This window comes from Terrimonas sp., assembly GCF_003075435.1.
GTDB lineage: Bacteria > Bacteroidota > Bacteroidia > Chitinophagales > Chitinophagaceae > Agriterribacter.
In genome coordinates, this window is sequence record NZ_QCZJ01000004.1 from 262,687 (window position 1) to 282,978 (window position 20,292).

General features: G+C 39.4%; 20 protein-coding genes. 7 read left to right on the top strand and 13 right to left on the bottom strand.

The window, feature by feature from the left end; all coding sequences use genetic code 11:
* Positions 1-36 precede the first annotated feature (36 nt).
* The 4 genes from DC498_RS07105 (at position 37) to aroQ (ending at position 3,631) form a co-directional block, all read left to right on the top strand.
* On the top strand, positions 37-1,038 hold the full coding sequence (locus DC498_RS07105) for a DNA-directed RNA polymerase subunit alpha (protein ID WP_116873445.1): 1,002 nt from the start codon (positions 37-39) through the stop codon (positions 1,036-1,038).
* A 254-nt stretch (positions 1,039-1,292) separates the two neighbouring features.
* Complete coding sequence (gene rplQ / locus DC498_RS07110; RefSeq protein WP_116873446.1) at positions 1,293-1,829, top strand: 50S ribosomal protein L17; 537 nt, start codon at positions 1,293-1,295, stop codon at positions 1,827-1,829.
* 129 nt (positions 1,830-1,958) lie between these two features.
* Entirely contained in the window at positions 1,959-3,059 is a 1,101-nt protein-coding gene (gene carA, locus DC498_RS07115) for a glutamine-hydrolyzing carbamoyl-phosphate synthase small subunit (protein WP_116873447.1), read from the top strand.
* Positions 3,060-3,211: 152 nt separating this feature from the next.
* A complete protein-coding gene (gene aroQ / locus DC498_RS07120) occupies positions 3,212-3,631 on the top strand; it encodes a type II 3-dehydroquinate dehydratase (protein WP_116873448.1) in 420 nt (139 codons plus the stop codon).
* Positions 3,632-3,738: 107 nt separating this feature from the next.
* Here the strand turns inward: aroQ and DC498_RS07125 are convergent, their stop codons facing one another.
* The 7 genes from DC498_RS07125 to pfkA form a co-directional block, all read right to left on the bottom strand.
* Positions 3,739-4,503 (bottom strand): lysophospholipid acyltransferase family protein, encoded by a 765-nt coding sequence (locus DC498_RS07125; protein WP_116873449.1) that lies wholly within the window; start codon positions 4,501-4,503, stop codon positions 3,739-3,741.
* A 23-nt stretch (positions 4,504-4,526) separates the two neighbouring features.
* Positions 4,527-4,922 (bottom strand): DUF4258 domain-containing protein, encoded by a 396-nt coding sequence (locus DC498_RS07130; protein WP_116873450.1) that lies wholly within the window; start codon positions 4,920-4,922, stop codon positions 4,527-4,529.
* A gap of 6 nt (positions 4,923-4,928) precedes the next feature.
* The gene (locus DC498_RS07135) at positions 4,929-5,804 is read right to left on the bottom strand and encodes a transglutaminase-like domain-containing protein (protein ID WP_116873451.1); all 876 of its coding nucleotides are present in this window, start codon (positions 5,802-5,804) and stop codon (positions 4,929-4,931) included.
* A gap of 175 nt (positions 5,805-5,979) precedes the next feature.
* A complete protein-coding gene (locus DC498_RS07140) occupies positions 5,980-6,222 on the bottom strand; it encodes a DUF6496 domain-containing protein (protein ID WP_116873452.1) in 243 nt (80 codons plus the stop codon).
* Between the two features lie 122 nt (positions 6,223-6,344).
* Positions 6,345-7,088, bottom strand: coding sequence for a DUF72 domain-containing protein (locus DC498_RS07145; protein WP_165813780.1), 744 nt, complete (start codon positions 7,086-7,088; stop codon positions 6,345-6,347).
* 117 nt (positions 7,089-7,205) lie between these two features.
* The gene (pyk, locus tag DC498_RS07150) at positions 7,206-8,696 is read right to left on the bottom strand and encodes a pyruvate kinase (protein WP_116873454.1); all 1,491 of its coding nucleotides are present in this window, start codon (positions 8,694-8,696) and stop codon (positions 7,206-7,208) included.
* A 53-nt stretch (positions 8,697-8,749) separates the two neighbouring features.
* Positions 8,750-9,736, bottom strand: coding sequence for a 6-phosphofructokinase (gene pfkA, locus DC498_RS07155; RefSeq protein ID WP_116873455.1), 987 nt, complete (start codon positions 9,734-9,736; stop codon positions 8,750-8,752).
* A gap of 166 nt (positions 9,737-9,902) precedes the next feature.
* On the opposite strand from pfkA, the gene DC498_RS07160 reads away from it, so the two are divergent.
* Positions 9,903-10,802 (top strand): SDR family oxidoreductase, encoded by a 900-nt coding sequence (locus tag DC498_RS07160; RefSeq protein WP_116873456.1) that lies wholly within the window; start codon positions 9,903-9,905, stop codon positions 10,800-10,802.
* Positions 10,803-10,805: 3 nt separating this feature from the next.
* Here DC498_RS07160 and DC498_RS07165 read toward each other — a convergent pair whose 3' ends face one another.
* Positions 10,806-11,243, bottom strand: coding sequence for a (4Fe-4S)-binding protein (locus tag DC498_RS07165; RefSeq protein ID WP_240627908.1), 438 nt, complete (start codon positions 11,241-11,243; stop codon positions 10,806-10,808).
* Positions 11,244-11,322: 79 nt separating this feature from the next.
* On the opposite strand from DC498_RS07165, the gene DC498_RS07170 reads away from it, so the two are divergent.
* Positions 11,323-12,936, top strand: a complete 1,614-nt coding sequence (locus DC498_RS07170) for a Na+/H+ antiporter (RefSeq protein WP_116873458.1) — start codon at positions 11,323-11,325, stop codon at positions 12,934-12,936.
* Positions 12,937-13,046: 110 nt separating this feature from the next.
* On the opposite strand, the gene DC498_RS07175 is transcribed toward DC498_RS07170, so the two are convergent.
* Positions 13,047-13,895 (bottom strand): hypothetical protein, encoded by an 849-nt coding sequence (locus DC498_RS07175; protein WP_116873459.1) that lies wholly within the window; start codon positions 13,893-13,895, stop codon positions 13,047-13,049.
* Between the two features lie 482 nt (positions 13,896-14,377).
* Between DC498_RS07175 and DC498_RS07180 the strand changes: the two genes are divergently transcribed.
* On the top strand, positions 14,378-16,495 hold the full coding sequence (locus tag DC498_RS07180) for a M43 family zinc metalloprotease (RefSeq protein ID WP_165813781.1): 2,118 nt from the start codon (positions 14,378-14,380) through the stop codon (positions 16,493-16,495).
* Positions 16,496-16,517: 22 nt separating this feature from the next.
* Here the strand turns inward: DC498_RS07180 and DC498_RS07185 are convergent, their stop codons facing one another.
* The 4 genes from DC498_RS07185 to DC498_RS07200 all read right to left on the bottom strand — a co-directional run bounded on the left by DC498_RS07185 (position 16,518) and on the right by DC498_RS07200 (position 20,178).
* The gene (locus tag DC498_RS07185) at positions 16,518-17,018 is read right to left on the bottom strand and encodes a redoxin domain-containing protein (RefSeq protein ID WP_116873461.1); all 501 of its coding nucleotides are present in this window, start codon (positions 17,016-17,018) and stop codon (positions 16,518-16,520) included.
* Positions 17,019-17,045: 27 nt separating this feature from the next.
* Positions 17,046-17,528, bottom strand: coding sequence for a DUF983 domain-containing protein (locus DC498_RS07190; protein ID WP_116873462.1), 483 nt, complete (start codon positions 17,526-17,528; stop codon positions 17,046-17,048).
* 5 nt (positions 17,529-17,533) lie between these two features.
* The gene (locus DC498_RS07195) at positions 17,534-18,427 is read right to left on the bottom strand and encodes a helix-turn-helix domain-containing protein (RefSeq protein ID WP_116873463.1); all 894 of its coding nucleotides are present in this window, start codon (positions 18,425-18,427) and stop codon (positions 17,534-17,536) included.
* Positions 18,428-18,753: 326 nt separating this feature from the next.
* Positions 18,754-20,178 carry a Gfo/Idh/MocA family protein gene (locus DC498_RS07200; protein WP_116873491.1) on the bottom strand — a complete coding sequence of 475 codons (1,425 nt, stop codon included), beginning with the start codon at positions 20,176-20,178 and terminating at the stop codon, positions 18,754-18,756.
* Between the last annotated feature and the right edge of the window lie 114 nt (positions 20,179-20,292).

Sequence of the window (20,292 nt, forward strand, 5' to 3'; positions counted from 1 at the left end):
TTAGGTGGTATAAAAACTTAAAACTGAAATTTAAATATGGCCATTTTAAATTTCCAAAAGCCGGACAAAATCATTCTTCAAAAAGCTACTGAATTTGAAGCATCTTTTGAATTCCGTCCGTTAGAGCCGGGTTATGGTGTTACTATTGGTAACGCACTCCGCAGGGTTTTATTGAACTCTCTTGAAGGTTATGCGATTATTGGAATTTTTATTGAAGGCGCTGAACATGAGTTCGCTACTCTGAAAGGAGTAACTGAAGATGTTACAGAAATTATATTGAACCTGAAACAGGTTCGTTTCAAAAAAATATTGGACACTGATATTAACCAGGAAAAACTCACTATTTCCATAAAAGGAAAAAGTGAATTTACTGCCGCGAATATTGGTGAAGCTACAGGTTCTTTCCAGGTAATGAATCCGGAATTGCTGATCTGCACCTTAGATCCTTCTGCTAAGCTGAATATAGAGATCACTATCGGAAAAGGACGTGGTTATGTTCCTTCTGAAGATAATAAAGTGAAAGACGCACCATTCGGATATATTCCTACTGATGCCATTTTCACTCCTATTAAAAATGTAAAATACGGTATTGAAAACTTCCGTGTTGAACAAAGAACGGATTACGAAAAACTGTTGATGGATGTAACTACAGATGGTACTATCCATCCTGAAGAAGCTGTTAAACAGGCTTCACGTATCCTCATTCAGCATTTGATGATCATTACTGATGAAAACATAACATTCGACAGTAAAGAAGAGAAGAAAGATGATGTGGTTGATGAGCAGGTACTTCAGTTACGTAAAGTATTGAAAACGCCGCTTGAAGATCTTGACCTCAGCGTTCGTGCATTTAACTGCTTAAAAGCTGCCAAGATCAACAGTCTGAGCGAACTGGTACAATACGAGCAGGAAGACCTGATGAAATTCCGCAACTTCGGTCAGAAATCACTGGCTGAAATTGAGCAGGTGTTGGGCGAAAGAAGCCTGCACTTCGGAATGGATCTGCAGAAGTTGGGATTGGATAAGGATGAGTTTTAGTGGAAAAGGGTGAATGGTGAATAGGTAATAGTGAATAGTGAGCGTGGAACAAACCTATAACCTGTAATCTGGCAAACAAAAGGAATTATATTTTTTACATAATCTGCAGCGAAAGCGCAGAGCCGGCTGTAAATCCCTGACAACGGTACAGCAGGTATTATTAACCAATTTGAAATAAAAAAAAGAAAATGCTGTTGTAACAACACCCAACATTTTCAAATTTTTAAACTTTCAAATTTTCAAATTAAACAGTCATGCGTCACGGAGACAAAATCAACAATCTTGGCAGAACAGCGTCGCACAGAAAAGCGCTTTTAAGCAATCTTGCCAATGCTTTATTGGTAAACAAACGTATCGTAACTACACTTGCTAAAGCTAAAGCTTTAAGAGTGTATGTTGAGCCGCTTATTACCAAAACAAAGAAGAATGAAAGCAAAGAGCAGATCAGCCATAACCATCGTTTGGTGTTCAGCGCTTTGAACAACAAAGAAGCAGTAAAAGAATTATTTACTGTAATTGCACCTAAGGTTGCAGGTCGCCCGGGTGGTTATACACGCATTATTAAATTAGGAAAACGTGTGGGGGATAATGCTGAAACAGCTTTAATTGAACTGGTTGACTTTAACGAAGTATACGGTAAAGGCACAGAAAAAGCTGCGGCCGGCACAACCAGGCGTACACGCCGTGCGGGTGGCGCTAAAAAGAAAGCTGAAGCGAAAGAAGAAACTGCTGCTGACGTAAAACCTGAAGCATCAGCAACAGAAGCTGCTGAAGAAGCAAAACCAGAATAGCAGAATATTTTCAGATAATTAAAAGGCAGCACTGATTAGTGTTGCCTTTTTTGTTGTTATTATAACCTGTGCACAAATAACCACTTGCAAAACCGCTCAAATTGCTTTTCTTTGCGAAATTTTGTTTACATGCTTGATACTCAAAAACGTGAAGCTATACTCCTGCTTGAAGATGGAAATGTATTTCGTGGCGAAGCATTTGGAAAAATTGGTACCACTACCGGTGAAATTTGTTTTAATACCGGCATGACGGGTTACCAGGAAGTATTTACTGACCCCAGCTATTACGGGCAGGTAATTATAATGAATGCGGTACATATTGGTAACTACGGTGTTAAAGCCGCGGATGTAGAGAGTAATTCGGTGAAGATCAGGGGACTGATTGCCCGCAATCTTGAGGAAAAATATAGTCGTTTCCAGGCAGATAATTCCCTGCAGCAATATCTTGAGTCACAAAATATTGTTGCCATCCACCAGGTTGATACCCGCGCACTGGTGGCGCATATACGCACTGCAGGAGCAATGAACTGCATTATTTCATCCGAAATAACTGATGTAAATGAATTGAAAAAGCAATTGGATAAAGTGCCTTCAATGGATGGGCTTGAGCTGGCTTCAACCGTTTCTACAAAAGAAGTATATGAAGTAGGCAATCCCCATTCTCCCGTAAGAATTGCTGTATATGATTTTGGTGTAAAGAAAAATATATTGACAAGCCTTGCTGAAAGAGGAACACATATAAGAGTATATCCTGCAAAAACGCCATTGAAAGAAACAGAAGATTTTAACCCGCATGGTTATTTTATTTCCAATGGCCCCGGCGACCCTGCCCCAATGGATTATGCTGTAAAGACAGTAAAGGAAATTCTGCAAAAAGATAAGCCATTGTTTGGTATCTGTCTTGGTCACCAGTTGCTGGCATTGGCGAATGATATTCCTACTTTTAAAATGCACCACGGTCACCGCGGACTGAATCACCCGGTAAAAAACCTGGTTACCGGCAGAAGTGAGATCACTACGCAAAATCATGGTTTTGGTGTAGATCCCGAAGCTGTAAGAAAATCTGACAAGGTTGAAATTACGCATGTGAACCTGAATGATGAATCCATAGAAGGTATCCGCATAAAAGGTAAGCCTGCATTTTCCGTACAGTATCACCCTGAGTCAACACCGGGCCCGCACGACAGCAGGTACCTGTTTGATGAGTTTATAGCAATGATGAAGAATTAGGGGGAGGGTATAGGGTGTGAGGTGGGAGCAATGATGAATAGACTATAGAGAAGTTATAGCGGAAATGCCAGGTGTTGGCTGAAACCTGATGGCTGATAGCTGAAACCTGGCTGCTGATAGCTTAACACTTTTGATTTATCAACTACTGAAAGATGAAAATAGCCATCATAAACGGACCTAATTTAAACCTGCTTGGCACAAGAGAACCAGGTATATACGGTAGCCAGACTTTTGAGCAATTTTTCTCAGCGCTGAAAAATAAATATCCCGGCATCAGCTTCAGCTATTTTCAAAGTAATATAGAAGGAGAACTGATCAATGAACTGCAAAGGGTTGGGTTTGACTATGATGGTATTATTATGAATCCCGGTGGTTACACACACACATCAGTAGCTATTGGCGATGCCATAGCATCTATTAAAACACCGGTAATAGAAGTGCATATTTCCAATGTGCATGCAAGAGAAGACTTCAGAAAGATATCTCATGTATCTGCTAAAAGCAGGGGTACTATAGCAGGATTAGGTTTGAAGGGATATGAACTGGCTGTGGAATTTTTTTATGAGGCGTAGGGAGAAAGGCGGAAGGTGGAAGGTGTAGGGTAGAAGGTGTAAGGTAGAAGAACGGCACAACTACAAACCACAAACTACAAACCATAAATCCCCAACCCCAAACAACCTCACCTTCTTATCCAGCCCGCTTTATACACTACCAGTTTTTCTTCCATCACTGAAAACACTTTATGCTTTAGTTCAGGGAGATCTTCAATGGTTAATCCTTCAACAGGAATCTCCTCTAAAAATACGGACCTGTTTTTTCCTGGATTAAGCGTTAATATTCCATTGTATGGCATCCTGTTATAGGTATCCAGGAATAAAACCGGTTTAATAGGGGTTTGCGTTTCTATAGCAATGCGGAAGGCGCCATCATAAAATGATTTAAGCGGTCTGCCGGTTTCATTAAATGTTCCTTCCGGGAAGATTAAGATAGATATACCTCTTTGCAGAACGCTGATCAATTTTTTTACACTGTTCGATCTGTCTGATGCATTATCCCGGTCTACGGTTACGATAGCATTTTTATAGATATAACCGAATACAGGCACTTTTGTCATTTCCACTTTACCTAATGGTCTTAACGCCTGCCTGAATGTTTTCACAATAACAGCAGCGTCAAGATAGGAGATATGGTTGGTCACAAATAGGTATGCCTTCTTTTTGTTGTGCGGTGTTTCGTAATAATTTTTGTGGAATATGCCAACAAGGGGAAACCATATATCTGCCCATAGCATACAGAGCCGGTAAATAATTTTTCCGCTCAGTACAGGGTTTAAAAAAGACGCGATAATTACAAGAGGGAAAATGACCAGCATTAAAATAATAAAAAGCAGCAGTGCATACAGGTTATACAATAGCAGTAAAAATTTATACAGGAGTCGCTTCATTATATTTGTATAATGCGTTTATATTATTTACAGTCGCATTGCCATTCTTCATTTACATCAATAACGGTAATTACTACCATGCCGTGCTGCGAAGGTGCGAATATAATACGCACATGTTGATTATCGGCGGTGTAGCCTTCTAAAGCGTATTTGGGATCTGGTTTAGAATTTAACTGGCTTTTTTTATAATTGATTCTTCCGTTAAGCAGAATTTGTTTTACTTCATCTTCATCAATATGCCTGTAGCCCATGCGGCATCTGGCATGTTTAGTATAGATGATGGGCATGAGATTTCTGTTGAAGCCTTCATCATGAGTAACATTATTGTGCTGCTTTGTGGGGGGATAATATTGCCATACCAGGAGAACGATCACCAATAGTGCTATACCTGTAAGCAATCGTGAAACCTTCCTGTTCATATTGTATTATACAGATGTAAGAATACCTGCGAGTGAGCGCAATTCTGTTTGTTTATATTGCACAGACGCTTCTTCAAAGCATTTGGAAAACTCTTCGCATAAAAATTGTATGATGGCTTTGTTGGACATAGGTTTAAAAAACAAAGGGTTTTCCGGAACCGATATTTTTTTGAAATAATTATCTACATCTTTCTGAGTGTATATATGCCCGTTCATCGGGTCTATATAAAAATGAATACCTGTAGTTGTTTCTTTCTGCGGATTAAAATATTCATATGAAGTGTCGAAATATGCAAGCAGGTATTGACGTGGTATTTTAATTACCTTAACCGGTATATCAAGCATCTGGCAAAGCACCTGGTAAACAATACCATTAATGATCGAATTGCCTCTTTTGGTTTCAATAACCTTATTTAGTAAGAACTCTTCCTGGTGCTGGTAAGATATTTCTACACCTTTATATTTATGGTAGGTAAATAGAATACGGTTTAAAATGTTGATTTGTTCCAGTGCGGTTAAATAGCTGTTTAGCTCAAGCCATATATTGCGCCTGATCTTTTCTATTTCCTGGTAAACGCTGGTATTTACAAGATCGGGGTATTGGTATCTCGACACGAGTAATGCACCGGCAATCAGATCCTGTGAGCCCGATTTCGCAAATTCGGAAAAGTCCTGTTGCAAATCCTGGTAGTGCAGCCTGTGAATGAGCAGCTCAATTTTTTCCTGCACATTTTCGTCAGGAGTATTTTCCCATAAATGCTCAAGATTGGGAATAATTAGTTTCCCATAGCTGATGATCCTGTCGCTAACGGTTGCAAACACATCTTTGTCAGGATCATCTATCAGGGTCATTAAAGCCGATATTTCGCGGGTTTCTTCCATAAGATGTAAAGCTGTTAGTTATAAGACGAATGAAATCCGCTTTTATTGTAGCGGCATTACGCAAATAAATATCGCTTTCAGGAAGGAGATTACTGCTTTATTTTTTTCCACATAGGTGGACAACTGAGGTTTCGGGCGAACAGTACGCTAAAAACTTACATTTTGACGGCAGCTATTATTTCTTTTTCGCTGTTTTCTTTGCTGCTTTTTTAGGTGCTCCCTTTTTTGAAACTTTCTTTTTTGCAGGTGCCTTCGGAACTTTTGCACCTTCCTCTCTTGCTTCAGAAAGCCCTATGGCTATAGCTTGTTTGGGATTGGTTACTTTTTTACCGCTTTTACCACTGCGCAATGTACCTTCTTTCATTTCTTCCATTGCTCTTTTTACTTTGCTTTGAGCTTTTTTTGAATACTTTGCCATAATACATGTTTTAACTGATACATATAAAAAGTTGTGCCATTAAAATACCGGTAGTGATCCGCGTAATAAAATACCGTTGGTTCCGATATTGTAGAATGCAATCCTCATATTGACGCAATACTTCACTTGCCGGCAGTAATTTGCTTTTTAAGCCAGGCGTTAAGCCAGTTGATATTTTCAATGGCTGCTGCCGTGGCTGTATTGTTGAAGTAGATGAACACCTCTTTCAGTGCTTTGTGCCCGGTTAATTTATCTGCAATTGCTTTAATGAATTGCTCATCGTATTTTGAGTAATACAGTCTGGGCACACCATGAAACCTATAGTATGCAATTTTGTTATTAACAATAACATCATCCGGCAATAAAGGGTGGCTGATACCGGAAAATATAATATGATGATTGCTTAATACTTTATATACATCGTTCTGCCACCAGCCTGCATCGCGAAATTCAACCACTACATTTTTAATGCCTCGTGGTAATGTTGTAATGATGATTTGCAGCCGCTCATCTGTATAAGAAAATGAAGGTGGAAACTGGAATAGTATCAGTCCTGATTTTTCCTGTAATCCATTCTGTACAACACTATAAAATTCGTCCAGTATAGTTTCGCAATCTTTCAACTGTTTATAATGTGTAACAAGGCGGGGTGCTTTTACACAAAAGCTGAAATTTTCCGGGCTGGCATCATGCCACCTTCGCAGGTTTTCTACAGCCGGTATTTTATAAAAGGTTCCATTCAGCTCAATTGAATTATAATGAGCAGCATAGTATGCAAACCAGTTTTTCTGCGCCAGTCCTTTTGGGTAAAAGATATCCCTCCACTCCCTGTAATAAAATCCTGAACAGCCTGTATGCCACTTCATAACGGTAATATATACCGTATAAACAACAAAAATGCTGCCATGCAAATGCAATGATTGCATGCAATAAAAAAAGGAAACAGCAGCCTGTTCCCTTTTTTATATTATGTATTATTTGGTTTAGTCTACTTTAGTGATCTTAAGCAGGTTTGTAGGCAAATGCAGGTGTATAGGTATGCTGCCGGTATTTACTACAGTGTCGCCTGTTTTAAGAAATCCTCTTCCTTTTAAAATCTGTATCATATCATATATGATCTGATCAATATTTTCTTCTTCATCATAAAAGAAGGCACGAACACCCCAACTAAGGCTCAACTGGTTTACAAGGCTTTTTTCTTTAGTAAAAATATATAAAGAAGATTTTGGTCTGTAGCTGCTCACCACCCATGCAGTATAACCGCTTTGTGTCATTGCAATTACGGCTTCGGCATTTACATCCCGTGCTATTTTACAGGCATTGTAACAAATGGCATCACTATGGAAAGAAGGGGAGTGGGGTTGTGGTTTCAAATCATCCTCGCGGTTATAGTTATATTCTTTTCTTTCCACTTCAAGAATGATTTTGCGCATGGTTTCCACCACCAGCACAGGGTGTTGTCCTGTTGCTGTTTCACCGCTCAGCATCACTGCATCTGCGCCATCCAGAACGGCATTGGCAACATCGGTAATTTCGCTTCGGTTAGGTTTAATACGGTCAATCATGCTTTCCATCATCTGCGTAGCCACAATTACCGGCTTACCGCGATGGATGCACTTACGCACAATGTCCTTTTGTATTAATGGTACCTGCTCTACGGGGAGCTCTACGCCCAAATCGCCACGGGCAACCATCACACCGTCAGATTCCAGGATAATTTCACGCAGATTCACAATCGCTTCAGGCATTTCTATTTTTGCCATCACCTTGCTCTTGCTCTTTTTTTCCTGCAATATGCCTTTTAAAATTTTAAGGTCATCAACCCTTCTTACAAAAGAAAGTGCTATCCAATCCACTTTGTGCTCAATCATAAAATCGAGGTCAGCCAAATCTTTAGGTGTTAAGGCAGGAAGCGATATTTTCGTGTCAGGCAGGTTTACTCCTTTTTTAGGAAGTAAAATACCCGGCATGGTAACTTCTACTTTTACATCGTTGCTTTTGGTAACATCTACAACCTTTACTTCTATCTTACCATCATCAATCAAAATTTTGTTACCAATTTCCACATCTTTTGCAAGGTCCGGATAAGATACATATATCTTCTCTTTTGTTCCAACACATTTTTCATTGGTAAAAGTGAGAATATCGCCGGGCTTCAGCGGCATTGAGCCACCCTCAATTTCTCCCACTCTTAATTTAGGTCCCTGTAAATCTCCAAGTATGGAAATATTATAAGGTTCGGTGGAGTTGATCTGGCGGATATGGTTGATGATCTTCAGTTTATCTGCATGATCGCCATGCGAAAAATTCAGACGGAATACGTTTACACCGGCTTTGGTAAGTTCCAGCAACTTTTCATATGTATCACAGGAAGGTCCAACCGTTGCAACAATTTTTGTGCGATGAAAAGCATGTTCAAGACCAGCTTGTTTATCCATGTCTTCATGCAGATATTTAGAAATGTTTTTCGACATATTATTTTTTTATATTAAAATCTGAAATCTTTAAAAGGGTTCGGAACGCATGTTTATGATGCCAGTATCTTCACAATTTTCAACCATTCAGGATCGATGGTTTGTGTTTCTTTTACTGCCTGGTCCAAGGGTGTATAATGCAATTGGTTATTTACAATACCGATCATGGTATTTACTTTGTCGCCCTGTATAAGCGTTTCAACAGCTGCATATCCAAGTCTGCTTGCAATCAACCTGTCGAGGCATGATGGCGCTCCTCCGCGTTGAATGTGACCGAGTATACACACTTTAATATCGGCGTTGGGTAATTTTTGTTTTACCAGTTTGGCTACCTCGTTTCCTCCGCCAAAGTCATCGCCTTCTGCAACCACCAAAAGGTTCACCAGCTTTTTTCTTTTTTCCTTTTCCTGTAATGAGCTGATGAGCTCTTCTATATCCGTTTTATGTTCGGGAATAAGTATATTTTCCGCACCGGTGGCAACACCGCTATGCAGTGCAATATAGCCGGAATCGCGCCCCATCACTTCTATTATAAACAGCCTGTCGTGGGCATCAGCGGTATCGCGTATTTTATCAATAGCTTCTACAGCGGTATTTACAGCGGTATCAAAACCAATGGTAAAATCAGTGCCGGCCATATCTTTATCTATGGTGCCGGGTAAACCTATACAGGGAATATCAAATTCTGAGGAAAATTTTTGCGCACCGCGAAAAGAGCCGTCGCCACCAATGACTACCAGCCCGTTAATACCTAATTTCTTTAAATTTTCATATGCTTTTTTCCTTCCTTCCGGCTCGAAAAATTCTTTGCAGCGGGCTGTTTTTAAAATGGTACCTCCTCGCTGAATAATATTGGCAACGCTGCGGTTTTCCATTTTATACATGTCGTTGTCAATCATACCCTGGTAGCCGCGTACAATACCAAATACCTCAAGCCCGTAATAATTACCTGTTCGTACTACTGCTCTTATTGCTGCATTCATGCCCGGTGCATCTCCGCCGGAAGTTAATACCCCGATTTTAGTAACTTTCTTTTTCATTCGTTTAAAACTTATCTCAAATGATTAAAAATCATTCAAAGGGCAATTGCAATTTTTGAAAATAACCTCTTTTTAAGAAGCGCCAAAAATACATAATTACAATCATTTCCCAATTTTAGATTATAGGTTTAATGATTTTGTAATTTGTGCCTTTTAGCATGTATATATGAGTAAAATAAAAGTAGTTATTACCGGGGCAAACGGATTATTAGGGCAGTATTTAATAAGAGATATGGCAAAAGCGGGTTTTGAGGTTTTTGCAACAAGTCGTGGCGCCGGCAGGCTGCCGGACTATGAGGATGTGGATTATACCTATGCGTCTATTGACATCCGCGATAAGGAAGCTGTTCAGCAATACTTATTAACCGTAAAACCGGCAATTATTATTCATGCCGCAGCCATGGCCCAGCCGGATGCCTGCGAACTGAATAAAGATGAATGCAGGGATATTAATATTACCGCTACAGAAAATATTACAGGGGTTGCTGAAAAATTGGGCGCTCATTTAATATATGTATCAACTGATTTTGTTTTCAGTGGAGATAACGGTCCTTACCGGGAGGATGATACACCTGCGCCGGTTAATTATTATGGTGAAAGTAAACTTGCTTCTGAAAAAATTATACAAAGCAGCAAAACAAGCTGGGCCATAGTACGTACTGTTCTGGTGTATGGAAATATTCTTTCCGGAACACGGAGCAATGTGGTAACCTGGGTTAAAGATAATCTTGAGAAAGGAAATCATATAAAAGTAGTAAACGACCAGGTAAGAACGCCTACTTATGTAGAAGATCTTTCCAGAGGCATAGTATTAATAGCGCAACAAAATGCTAAAGGTATTTTTAATATTTCAGGCAAAGAAGTATTTACACCTTATGAAATGGCTGTGCAGGTGGCAGATTATTTCGGGCTTGATAAATCATTGATGGAAAAAGTTACTGCCGATACGTTTACCCAACCTGCCCGCCGGCCATTGAAAACAGGCTTTATTATTGATAAAGCAGAAAAGGAATTGGGGTATAAACCTGTATCTTTTAAAGAAGGGATACAGAAAATGTTTGGCTGAATTTTACCCTTTGAATGATTGTTTTATATGCGAACCATCACAATAAGGTTTGTTGAGTGAATGCCCACAACGGCATAGCGCGGTTACTTTTGATTTTCGGGTTTCATTACCGGATCTGTCCTTGATAATAATATTGCCATATACGAGTAACGGACCATCGGGCATTACTTCAATTTTGGTATCGGTAGTTATATTACCGTCCTCTTGTTCTTTATGGTTATAGTAAAAACTTAAAGCACCGCTGGGGCATTGTTTCACCTGCGCTTCAATTTGTTTGCTGCTTCCTCCTTCCATATTGATCCATGGGCGGATTTTGGGGTTAAAAACACCCGGTAATCCTGTAGCCTGTTTCCAGCATATGGTAGAATGTATGCAAACTGATGGTTGCCATACTATTGTTATTTCACCATTGCTGTATTTCTTGATGATGTTTTTTTCCATGTTTATAAAGTTAGAGAAATTATGGCTACTGAAATTCTAACAACATTAGTTTTGTACGTCTTTTAATTCAAATGTTATTATGAATCACGTGGAATTATTATCTCCTGAGAATATACTACTCATTCTGTCAATGCTTTTTGTTGTGGCGCTTTTAACTATGCTCAGCAATAAGCTGAAAATATCTTATCCCATATTTTTGGTAATAGCCGGCTTAATTATAAGCCTTATACCAGGCATGCCGAATATGAGTATAGCGCCCGAACTTGTTTTCCTGATCTTTCTTCCGCCATTATTATATTCCGCTGCATGGAATACGGCATGGCATGAGTTCTGGAAAATGCGGCGGCCAATCAGCCTGCTTGCTTTTGGACTTGTAATATTCACTTCTTCATTGATAGCAATGGTATCGCATATTATGATCCCTGATTTTCCGCTGGCTTATGGTTTTTTATTGGGAGGAATAATTTCGCCACCGGATGCCATTGCGGCTACTTCTGTATTGCAGGGACTTCGAATACCCAAAAGAGTAGTTACTATACTGGAAGGTGAAAGCCTGATCAATGATGCATCAAGCCTTATCGTTTTCAGCTTTGCATTAACAGCTATTACAAAAGGAGATTTTGTTTTTCTTGACGCGGCTAAAAATTTCTTTTATGTGGTTTTGGTGGGCATATTAACAGGTGTGGCCATTGCCAATATACTGTATTTTCTTCATCGCTACCTGCCTACTACACCTGCTATTGATGCGTGCATTACGCTTATTTCTCCTTACATTATGTATATTGTTGGCGAACATTTTAAGGCCTCAGGCGTGCTTGCTGTAGTGAGCGGAGGGTTGTTTTTATCTTACCGCTCCCAGGATATATTCAGCTATGATTCCAGATTAAATGTGTACAGTTTGTGGGACACGATCACGTTTATGCTGAATGGGATTGTTTTTATTCTGATTGGACTGGAACTACCTGTAATAGTTAAGGGATTAAATGGTCATTCCATACAGGAAGCTGTTTTTTATGCTGTAATCATCAGTATAGTTACTATTGTTGTGAGATTGGTATGGATTTTTCCCGGAGCTTATTTTCCACGGGTTTTATTTAAAAGCATACGAAAGAAAGAACCAGTGCCAGGCTGGCGTTCTGTGTTTCTTGTTGGATGGAGTGGTATGAGAGGCGTTGTTTCGTTAGCAGCCGCTTTATCTATACCACTGATGTTAGGAGGGCATTCATTCCCACATAGAAATCTTATTTTGTTTATCACTTTTGTAGTAATACTTTTTACACTTGTATTGCAGGGGTTAAGCCTGACGCCTATTGTCAGGTGGTTGAAAATAGAATCAAATGACCAGGAATCGCAAAAAGTGCAGGCAGTGGCATTGCGCATTCATCTGGCAGAATCTGTTCTGTCGTACATTGATACAAATTATTCGGAAGAAACCAATACAAACGAAACCTATAAGCGGGTGCGTGACCGTTATGAGCGCATGGTTGAAGTTGCCAAACGTAAGCTGGAAAAGGAAGAGGCTGATGAAGCGGAAACAAATTTTCTTCCAAAGTACCGGCAAATGCTTATTGAATTAGTACATATAAGAAGGCGGGAATTAAACCTGTTTCGTCATACCGGAGAATACAGTGAAGAGCTGATCCGCGAGAGAGAAAGAGAGCTTGACCTGGAGGAGGCCAGATTAGAAACATAGTGCCGTTTAATAAAGCGCTTTTAAATATTTAAACAGGTTCTGTCTGACAGAAGAACAGCCGGCGAAATATTTGCCGGCTGTGTGTAGGGTAAACAAGAAAATTAAAGCAGTTAGCTTGCCGTAAGAACAAAAGTGTTTTGCACCACCTCTTTTTCGCCTGTAACATTTTCGTTTTCATCATATTCAGGTGATACAACAATGATTTGCATTTTTAACCTGCTTTCAGTGAGCTCTAATATTTTCATATAGCTGTATATGCTCCCTGTTTCGGTATATAGTCCATAAATTAAACGTAACGCGTTCTCTTTTTGCTGAAATGTGTTCCAGCCATATGAAAAAGCTAAAACATAATCGTCGTCTTTTGTCATTTTCATTAAGAAAGTGCCTGCGGTAGAAAAGAAAAAATTTACTTCACCTGTTTCAATGCCCCAATTATTATATACGGTAGCACCATCTTCTTCTGTAGTCAGTGTCCAGTATTTAAGAATAGATTTTTTATTGTTGTCTATGGTAATGTTAGAAACTTTTGCCGCTTTGACTGCCAAGGGAATATCATAATAAGAGCAATTAAAGCTTATTGAATCGCCGGCAACTTTTAAATCGGATATAGTACCAAATTTTTTTAGCTCAAATGAGGAGCTGTCTTTGATGCTGAATTTATCAGTAAAAGCAGAATAGTAATTAAAGGTGAGTATATAACTGCTGTCATTAAAAAATTCTACGGATGTGATATAGCCAATATCCTGCACTTTTTTTGAAGGCTGTAATAATGTTCCGCTACCCGAAGGCTTGCTGATCCTTGCCGGAAGTTCAATATCTGCAATCCATTTTCCCTGTACTTTTTCAAACAATGTAGGTTCGGGAGCTGAAGGCGATGGGTTATCATCTTTTTTACAGGAAAAGAAAAAGCTTAAAGAAAACAATAAAATAAGATAGCGGTTTTCAAAACGAAATTTCATGAAAAAGGATTTGGTATTAAAATGTTTACCCGGTTATGAATATATACTGGCAGCAAATAAACGGTGATTTATAACGCGAATTGTGTATACTGTCAATACTTCGTTTAACCAATTATGCGAGTGAGTGTATGTACTTAGTCATTGATAGCTGTAATCCGATAACTGTTAACAGTTGTCAATCGCTCCCGGTTCAACTTATTGTTGAGCAAAACATGTTTTTCTTTTGTACTAACAGAAACAACATTACTGCGTTGTACATGGATCTGCATAAAGAACCGGAAATATAATTGATAAGTGCACTTCAGGCTTTCGCGCTGAAAGCGGGCGGTGCAACACTAACCGGGCGTACACCATGGGTGGCGACAAACTTAAAGAATGTACATTAAAAAACTTCGTTGGTAGATTGTTTACATCTGAAAATACATTTTACCAAACCAGTAACAATCCCTTTTAGTTATTTCATCGTATAAACAAACATGTTAATGAAATGCCGCTTTATACACTATATCAGTGTACTTATATTTTTTGTTTGTGCATCAGGATTGAAGGCGCAGGACCATTGCGCTACCATGCCCAGGCTTGATTCTTTGTTTGAAAATAACAGCTCATTCCGGAAAAAATTTGAACAAAACCGTGATAATTTCAACCTGCGTTTGCAGCAGAGGAACACCGCATCCCAAAGAGAAGGAGATGCTGAAATAACCTATACCATACCGGTAGTTTTCCATATTGTATTGAGTGATCCTTTTGTTGTTACTGATGCCCAAATTCAGGCGCAGCTTGAAAAGCTGAACAATGCATTTTCAGGAACCGGTGCAGACAGTTCTTCTGTTCCTTCATGGTTTAAACCCTTGTTTGCAAAATCCAGGATAAGGTTTTGCCTTGCACAACGTACTCCTGATGGCGCTCCTTCAGCCGGTATTACCAGGACAACAACCTCAGTAACTTCATTTACTTATGATGATAAGGTGAAGTATATAAGTTCAGGAGGAAAAGACAGCTGGGATCCAGATAGCTATTACAACGTATGGATATGCAGGTTGAATAATAATCTTTTAGGTTATGCCACATTTCCGGAAGATGGGGATGCAGACGCGCAGGGCGTAGTGATTGATTACAGATCGCTGCCCGGAGGAAGCTATACCAATTATAATACCGGTAAAACATTATGTCACGAAACAGGGCATTATTTTAACCTCTACCATATTTGGGGAGATGATGATGGTGCCTGTACCGGCACTGATTATGTGGATGACACACCCAACCAGGCTAATTCAAGTACCGGTTGCAGCTCGGGTATTAAAACAGATCGCTGTACTTCAGGCGGTAATGGAATAATGTACCAGAATTATATGGATTACAGTTATGATGCCTGCCTCATCATGTTTACTACAGAGCAGGTTGAAAGAATGGAGTCTGCACTGTTGACCTACCGATCATCTTTATTAAACGCACAGGGTTGTGTACCGGTAACCTTATATGATTATGATGCAGCGTTGACAGGATTATATGAGCCAGACCAGCGTTTATGCTCTTCTTCTTATTCTCCGTTAATAAGTATAAGGAATAAGGGCAGTGAAACATTAACGGCGTTAAATATTTCGGTTATACTTAACGGTGAGGTAAAAGATATATACAACTGGACGGGTAGCCTTGCTTCATGGGATACTACCTCAATACGTTTGCCACAGTATCCGATTGAGCAGGGTGATTATACATTATTAATAAAACTGTCTATGCCTAACGGCAGGGCAGATGAGGATACTGCAAATGACATTTTATCAAAAGCAATATTATATTATACACCTGTTACCAATATTGAGGAAAGCTTTGAAGGTGATGGCACTTTGCCGCAGGGATGGGATATATTAACCAATGAGAACATCAAAGGCTGGCAAAAATCGGGCGGTGTTGCAAGTACGGGCAAAACAAGCATGCAGAAAACAATGGATGCCTATGGCAGCGGGCAGAAGGCTTTACTACGTTTGCCCGAAACATATTTTTCCGGTGTGGATTCCGCGTACCTTACTTTTAATATAGCGGCTGCACCTGCGGTGAGTGCTGTTGTGCAATCGCCTGTTGATACTTTGGAAGTATTGCTGAGCCAGAACTGTGGCGTAACCTATCAATCCCTGTATAAACAATACGGTACTTCGCTGTATACAAAAAATACAGTTGCGGCTGGTTTCAATCCCTCAATTACTGAATGGCGTAAAGACACTGTAAATCTTCTTGATTATATTGATAAAGGCAATGTGTTGCTTGCTTTTCGTATCAGCAATTACAATCAAAGCAATATTTACATTGATGATGTAAATGTTTTTACTGTTACGGTTAATTCTAACCTAAAGGCAAAAGGGTTTATGGTAACACCTAACCCTACTGCCGGCATAGTATATGTGCAATTTTACCCGGCTCCGGAAAAATTGCAGGCAATACAGGTTTACACTGTTACCGGGCAACTCATCCGGAATATAAATACTTCAGGTGCTGCGCTTAATCTTTATGCCATTGATCTTACAGCACAGCCGCCGGGCATGTATATTGTAAGAGCGGTATTTAAAGACAGGGTAGAGGTTAAAAAGATAATCAGGAAATAAAAAGTTTTTTCTGTATAGGATCCTATGAAGCATTGGCCTCCGGTATTTTTTGTAATTCATCTATTACACGAAGAATTTCATCAAAATTTCTTCCGGTTGATGCAGGATAGGTAAGTGTAAGCCTTATTTTTTTATCAGGGTCAATAATAAAAACAGAACGAACAGTTGCAGTGGATGATGCATTGGGATGAATCATATCATATAAGCCGGCTACTTTTCTCTCCTGGTCGGCTATTAAAGGAAAATCAATTTCAGTTTGCGAAAGCCTGTTGATATCATTTGCCCAGCCGTAATGATCCTCAATATTGTCAACGCTTACCACCAATACTTTTACATTCCTGCTTTTAAATGCATTGCTTAACTGTGCTGTTCTCCCGATTTCTGTTGTGCAAACAGGCGTATAATCGGCAGGGTGAGATAGCAATATTCCCCAACTGTTACCGAGGTACTGATGGAAATTAATAATGCCTTCTGTTGTTACTGCTCTAAAATCAGGAGCCGTATCTCCTAAAAATAAACTCATATTATCGATGTTTTTGAGGATGAATATTTACCAGTTATTTTTTTGTGTATCATTGGTGCGTTCCGGAACATCAGCCTTATTGTGGCGCCAGTTACTATCGTAAGAAACAAATAGTGCAAGCCACATACTCCTTGCAACACGCATGATGATGGGTTGTAACGCTACTAGCAGAATAGCATTAATAATTATCCAGTATAAGAAGCGATAATCATTAACACTCATTCCTACTGTTAATGCATACACAACAAATGAAAAAACGCTTACAGCAATCGAGATAGCGTAACTGCTGTAGCCAGATCCATAGTAAAATCCAACTTCCAGGTTAAAAGCCTGCCCGCATACAGGGCATGTTTCATGCATCTGCATGGTATGCTTTAAATGATAAGGATTTTTATCAACAAACATGTTCCCCTGCCTGCACCTTGGGCATTTGCATTTTGCAATACTCATTATTGCCGGCATATGCTTTTCAGCAGAAGATTTTACTCCTGTTATTTCTATTAAGTCCATATAAATTATTTTTTTATGTCGAATTGTTTCCTGAATGCTTCCGGTGTATATCCTGAATATTTTTTAAAGAAGCGACTGAAATAAGAGTTATCCTGGAAATTTAATTCGTATGCTATTTCAGCAGCTGTAATATTTACATTTGTAAGTAATCGTTTGGCTTCAAGCAGTACCCGTTCCCTTATTAATTCACCCGCAGTTTTTCCTATTAAGTCCTGGCACAGCGCATTAAGATGGTTTGGCGTTACATACAATAATTCTGCATATTGTTTTGGAAGTCTTATGTTTTTGTAATTATCTTCTATTAGTTTCCTGAAGTTACGCAGCAACATCATTTTTTGTTGCGGTATTGATTTATTTGACAATTCAGGTGTTTTATCTTCCAGCAGTATAAACAATTGCAGAAGCAATATTCTTATTTTGTCCATATCTCTCTGCTCACGTGTTTCCTTTGCTGTGCTGATGATTGATTCAAACAATCGTGTCACTGTGTCTTTTGAAGATGAAGGAATTTGAATGATTCCTTCATTGCTTATACCACTGAAAAATGAAAATCTTTCAATGTAATGAGGGTTTAACAGGAAAGATTTAAAGAACCGATCTGAAAAATTAATGATATAACCATCCGTACTTCCTGTAAAATGCCAGCTATGTACCTGCCCCGGAACCATACAATATAATTGCAAAGCTTTTACAGGGTATGTATGAAAATCTATTGTGTGCTCCCCTTTTCCTTTTGTGAAAAGCACAAGATGAAAAAAGGAATGGCGATGAGGAGAATGCAGGTGGCTATAATGCTTTTCCAGGTAATCTGAAAAGCGATCAGCAAGAAAATCATCCTGTACCCCATGTTCATCCTGAAGGCTGCAGATATCGTATACAGGAATTTTTTCTTTTGTCATAACTCACTCATTCGTTATGCAAAGGTATGTTTGATGGCTGTTGAATAAGTGATACAATTTATGGAATGAATGGTACTTTTTACTGATTGATGATGTAGAAGTATATCATCCGCCAGAGATACAGAGGCAGGATAATTGGGTGCATTCCAAATTTTACGCCATTTGTTCCACTCTTAGAGAGGGGAGAAAGGAGTGAGAATAAACTGATATTCAGCTAAAATTTGGAATGCCCCAGGATGATCCGGAGTAACAAAATATGTTTTATAAATTGCTCTAATGTACGGATTAGTGATCACCCGTTTTTTATTAGAATAAATTATTACCGTTTATTTCCTTACGCCTGTATTGCCGCCTCCATCTAATGTAAGATCAATAGGTTTATTGGTTTTCCATGCGCCTCTTGTAAAATCCGGAATTTCAACAGAAGAAGATTTTTTAGCTATTGACGCGCCGCTTAACGGAAGTATGCAACTCCACGCCGCCGCATCATATACATCCTGATCAAGCGGTAAGCCATTGCGCAGGCAATCAATCAGGCGCCAGTCCATAATAAAATCCATACCGCCATGCCCGCCAACTTCTTTGGCGATACTACCTATATGTTTAACAATTGGGGGAGTGTACTTTTCATATAATGCGTCAAGCTCCTCTTTTTTAACCCATGCATGACCAAATGCTATACGCTCAGGGTCAGGGTATTTTTGTGCAATGCCTTTTGTGCCGCTCAGCAAATGAATGCGTGAATAAGGACGAAGCGTTGATACATCATGCTGCAGCATCATTGTTTTACCTTTATTGGTACGTATAACGGTAGTGTTAAGGTTACCGCGGTAAGGTTTATCAACAAATTCAGCAAAAAAATCATCTTTCGCTGCCATTTCTTTGGCAAGATTATTCAGTGTAAAATCATTGGTGCTCATGCTGGTCATATAATCCATCTTGTCACCACGGTTTATGTTCAGGCACTGTGAAATGGGGCCAAGCCCGTGTGTAGGGTATAGGTTACCGTTATGTTTATAGTTTTCTTTGAGCCTCCACATATCGGCATAAGCCTTTTTGTTAAACAGCCAACCTTTACTCAGATCGTGCAGGTAAGCACCTTCTGCATGGATCAACTCGCCGAACAAACCGTTGCGGGCCATATTCAGGGTGAGCAATTCAAAAAAATCGTAGCAACAGTTTTCAAGCATCATCATATGCTTTTTTGTTGCTTCGGAAGTTTCCACCAATTGCCAGCATTCATCAATGGTTAAGCCGGCATTCACTTCGGTAGCTGCATGTTTGCCGTTTTTCATCGCGTGAATAGCAATAGGCGCATGCAGGCTCCAGGGAGTAGGTGTATATATTAAATCCACATCCTTACTTTCACATAATGCTTTCCAGCCTTCTTCACCACTATATTCTTTGGCTTTTGGTCTGCCTCTTTTTTCTAATGTTTTTTGAGCCGCAGTAACCCTGTCAGGATATTTATCACAAAGCGCTGTTATTTCCAGCCCGTCAATATAGCTTAAGCGGCCTACAGCATCGCCTCCTCTCATACCTAAACCAATAACACCCACACGAACAACATCCAGTTTTGGTGCAGCATAGCCGCACATATTGAAGCGTTGTTTACTTTTTTCAAAATCCTTCGATCTGGCGATTTGCTCATCGGTAGCAGCACCAAATGCGTTAGCAAGCGATGGAGCTGTCGCAACTGCCCCGGCACCCAAAGAAATATTGCGGATAAATTTCCTGCGGTTCGTACTCATACTGGTTTTTTTAATGATTGATGCAAGTTCTGTAAAATAATTGTTATGCAAAGCCCATTGCTAAAATAGCACAAACGTTTGCCTGAATTGTACTGTTAATTTATATTTAGATTT

Excerpts from the sequence above, each read along its gene's own strand:
- DC498_RS07105 (WP_116873445.1), top strand. The coding sequence starts at position 37 with ATGGCCATTTTAAATTTCCAAAAGCCGGACAAAATCATTCTTCAAAAA.
- rplQ (WP_116873446.1), top strand. The coding sequence starts at position 1,293 with ATGCGTCACGGAGACAAAATCAACAATCTTGGCAGAACAGCGTCGCAC.
- carA (WP_116873447.1), top strand. The coding sequence starts at position 1,959 with ATGCTTGATACTCAAAAACGTGAAGCTATACTCCTGCTTGAAGATGGA.
- aroQ (WP_116873448.1), top strand. The coding sequence starts at position 3,212 with ATGAAAATAGCCATCATAAACGGACCTAATTTAAACCTGCTTGGCACA.
- DC498_RS07125 (WP_116873449.1), bottom strand. The coding sequence starts at position 4,503 with ATGAAGCGACTCCTGTATAAATTTTTACTGCTATTGTATAACCTGTAT.
- DC498_RS07130 (WP_116873450.1), bottom strand. The coding sequence starts at position 4,922 with ATGAACAGGAAGGTTTCACGATTGCTTACAGGTATAGCACTATTGGTG.
- DC498_RS07135 (WP_116873451.1), bottom strand. The coding sequence starts at position 5,804 with ATGGAAGAAACCCGCGAAATATCGGCTTTAATGACCCTGATAGATGAT.
- DC498_RS07140 (WP_116873452.1), bottom strand. The coding sequence starts at position 6,222 with ATGGCAAAGTATTCAAAAAAAGCTCAAAGCAAAGTAAAAAGAGCAATG.
- DC498_RS07145 (WP_165813780.1), bottom strand. The coding sequence starts at position 7,088 with ATGAAGTGGCATACAGGCTGTTCAGGATTTTATTACAGGGAGTGGAGG.
- pyk (WP_116873454.1), bottom strand. The coding sequence starts at position 8,696 with ATGTCGAAAAACATTTCTAAATATCTGCATGAAGACATGGATAAACAA.
- pfkA (WP_116873455.1), bottom strand. The coding sequence starts at position 9,736 with ATGAAAAAGAAAGTTACTAAAATCGGGGTATTAACTTCCGGCGGAGAT.
- DC498_RS07160 (WP_116873456.1), top strand. The coding sequence starts at position 9,903 with ATGAGTAAAATAAAAGTAGTTATTACCGGGGCAAACGGATTATTAGGG.
- DC498_RS07165 (WP_240627908.1), bottom strand. The coding sequence starts at position 11,243 with ATGGAAAAAAACATCATCAAGAAATACAGCAATGGTGAAATAACAATA.
- DC498_RS07170 (WP_116873458.1), top strand. The coding sequence starts at position 11,323 with ATGAATCACGTGGAATTATTATCTCCTGAGAATATACTACTCATTCTG.
- DC498_RS07175 (WP_116873459.1), bottom strand. The coding sequence starts at position 13,895 with ATGAAATTTCGTTTTGAAAACCGCTATCTTATTTTATTGTTTTCTTTA.
- DC498_RS07180 (WP_165813781.1), top strand. The coding sequence starts at position 14,378 with ATGAAATGCCGCTTTATACACTATATCAGTGTACTTATATTTTTTGTT.
- DC498_RS07185 (WP_116873461.1), bottom strand. The coding sequence starts at position 17,018 with ATGAGTTTATTTTTAGGAGATACGGCTCCTGATTTTAGAGCAGTAACA.
- DC498_RS07190 (WP_116873462.1), bottom strand. The coding sequence starts at position 17,528 with ATGGACTTAATAGAAATAACAGGAGTAAAATCTTCTGCTGAAAAGCAT.
- DC498_RS07195 (WP_116873463.1), bottom strand. The coding sequence starts at position 18,427 with ATGACAAAAGAAAAAATTCCTGTATACGATATCTGCAGCCTTCAGGAT.
- DC498_RS07200 (WP_116873491.1), bottom strand. The coding sequence starts at position 20,178 with ATGAGTACGAACCGCAGGAAATTTATCCGCAATATTTCTTTGGGTGCC.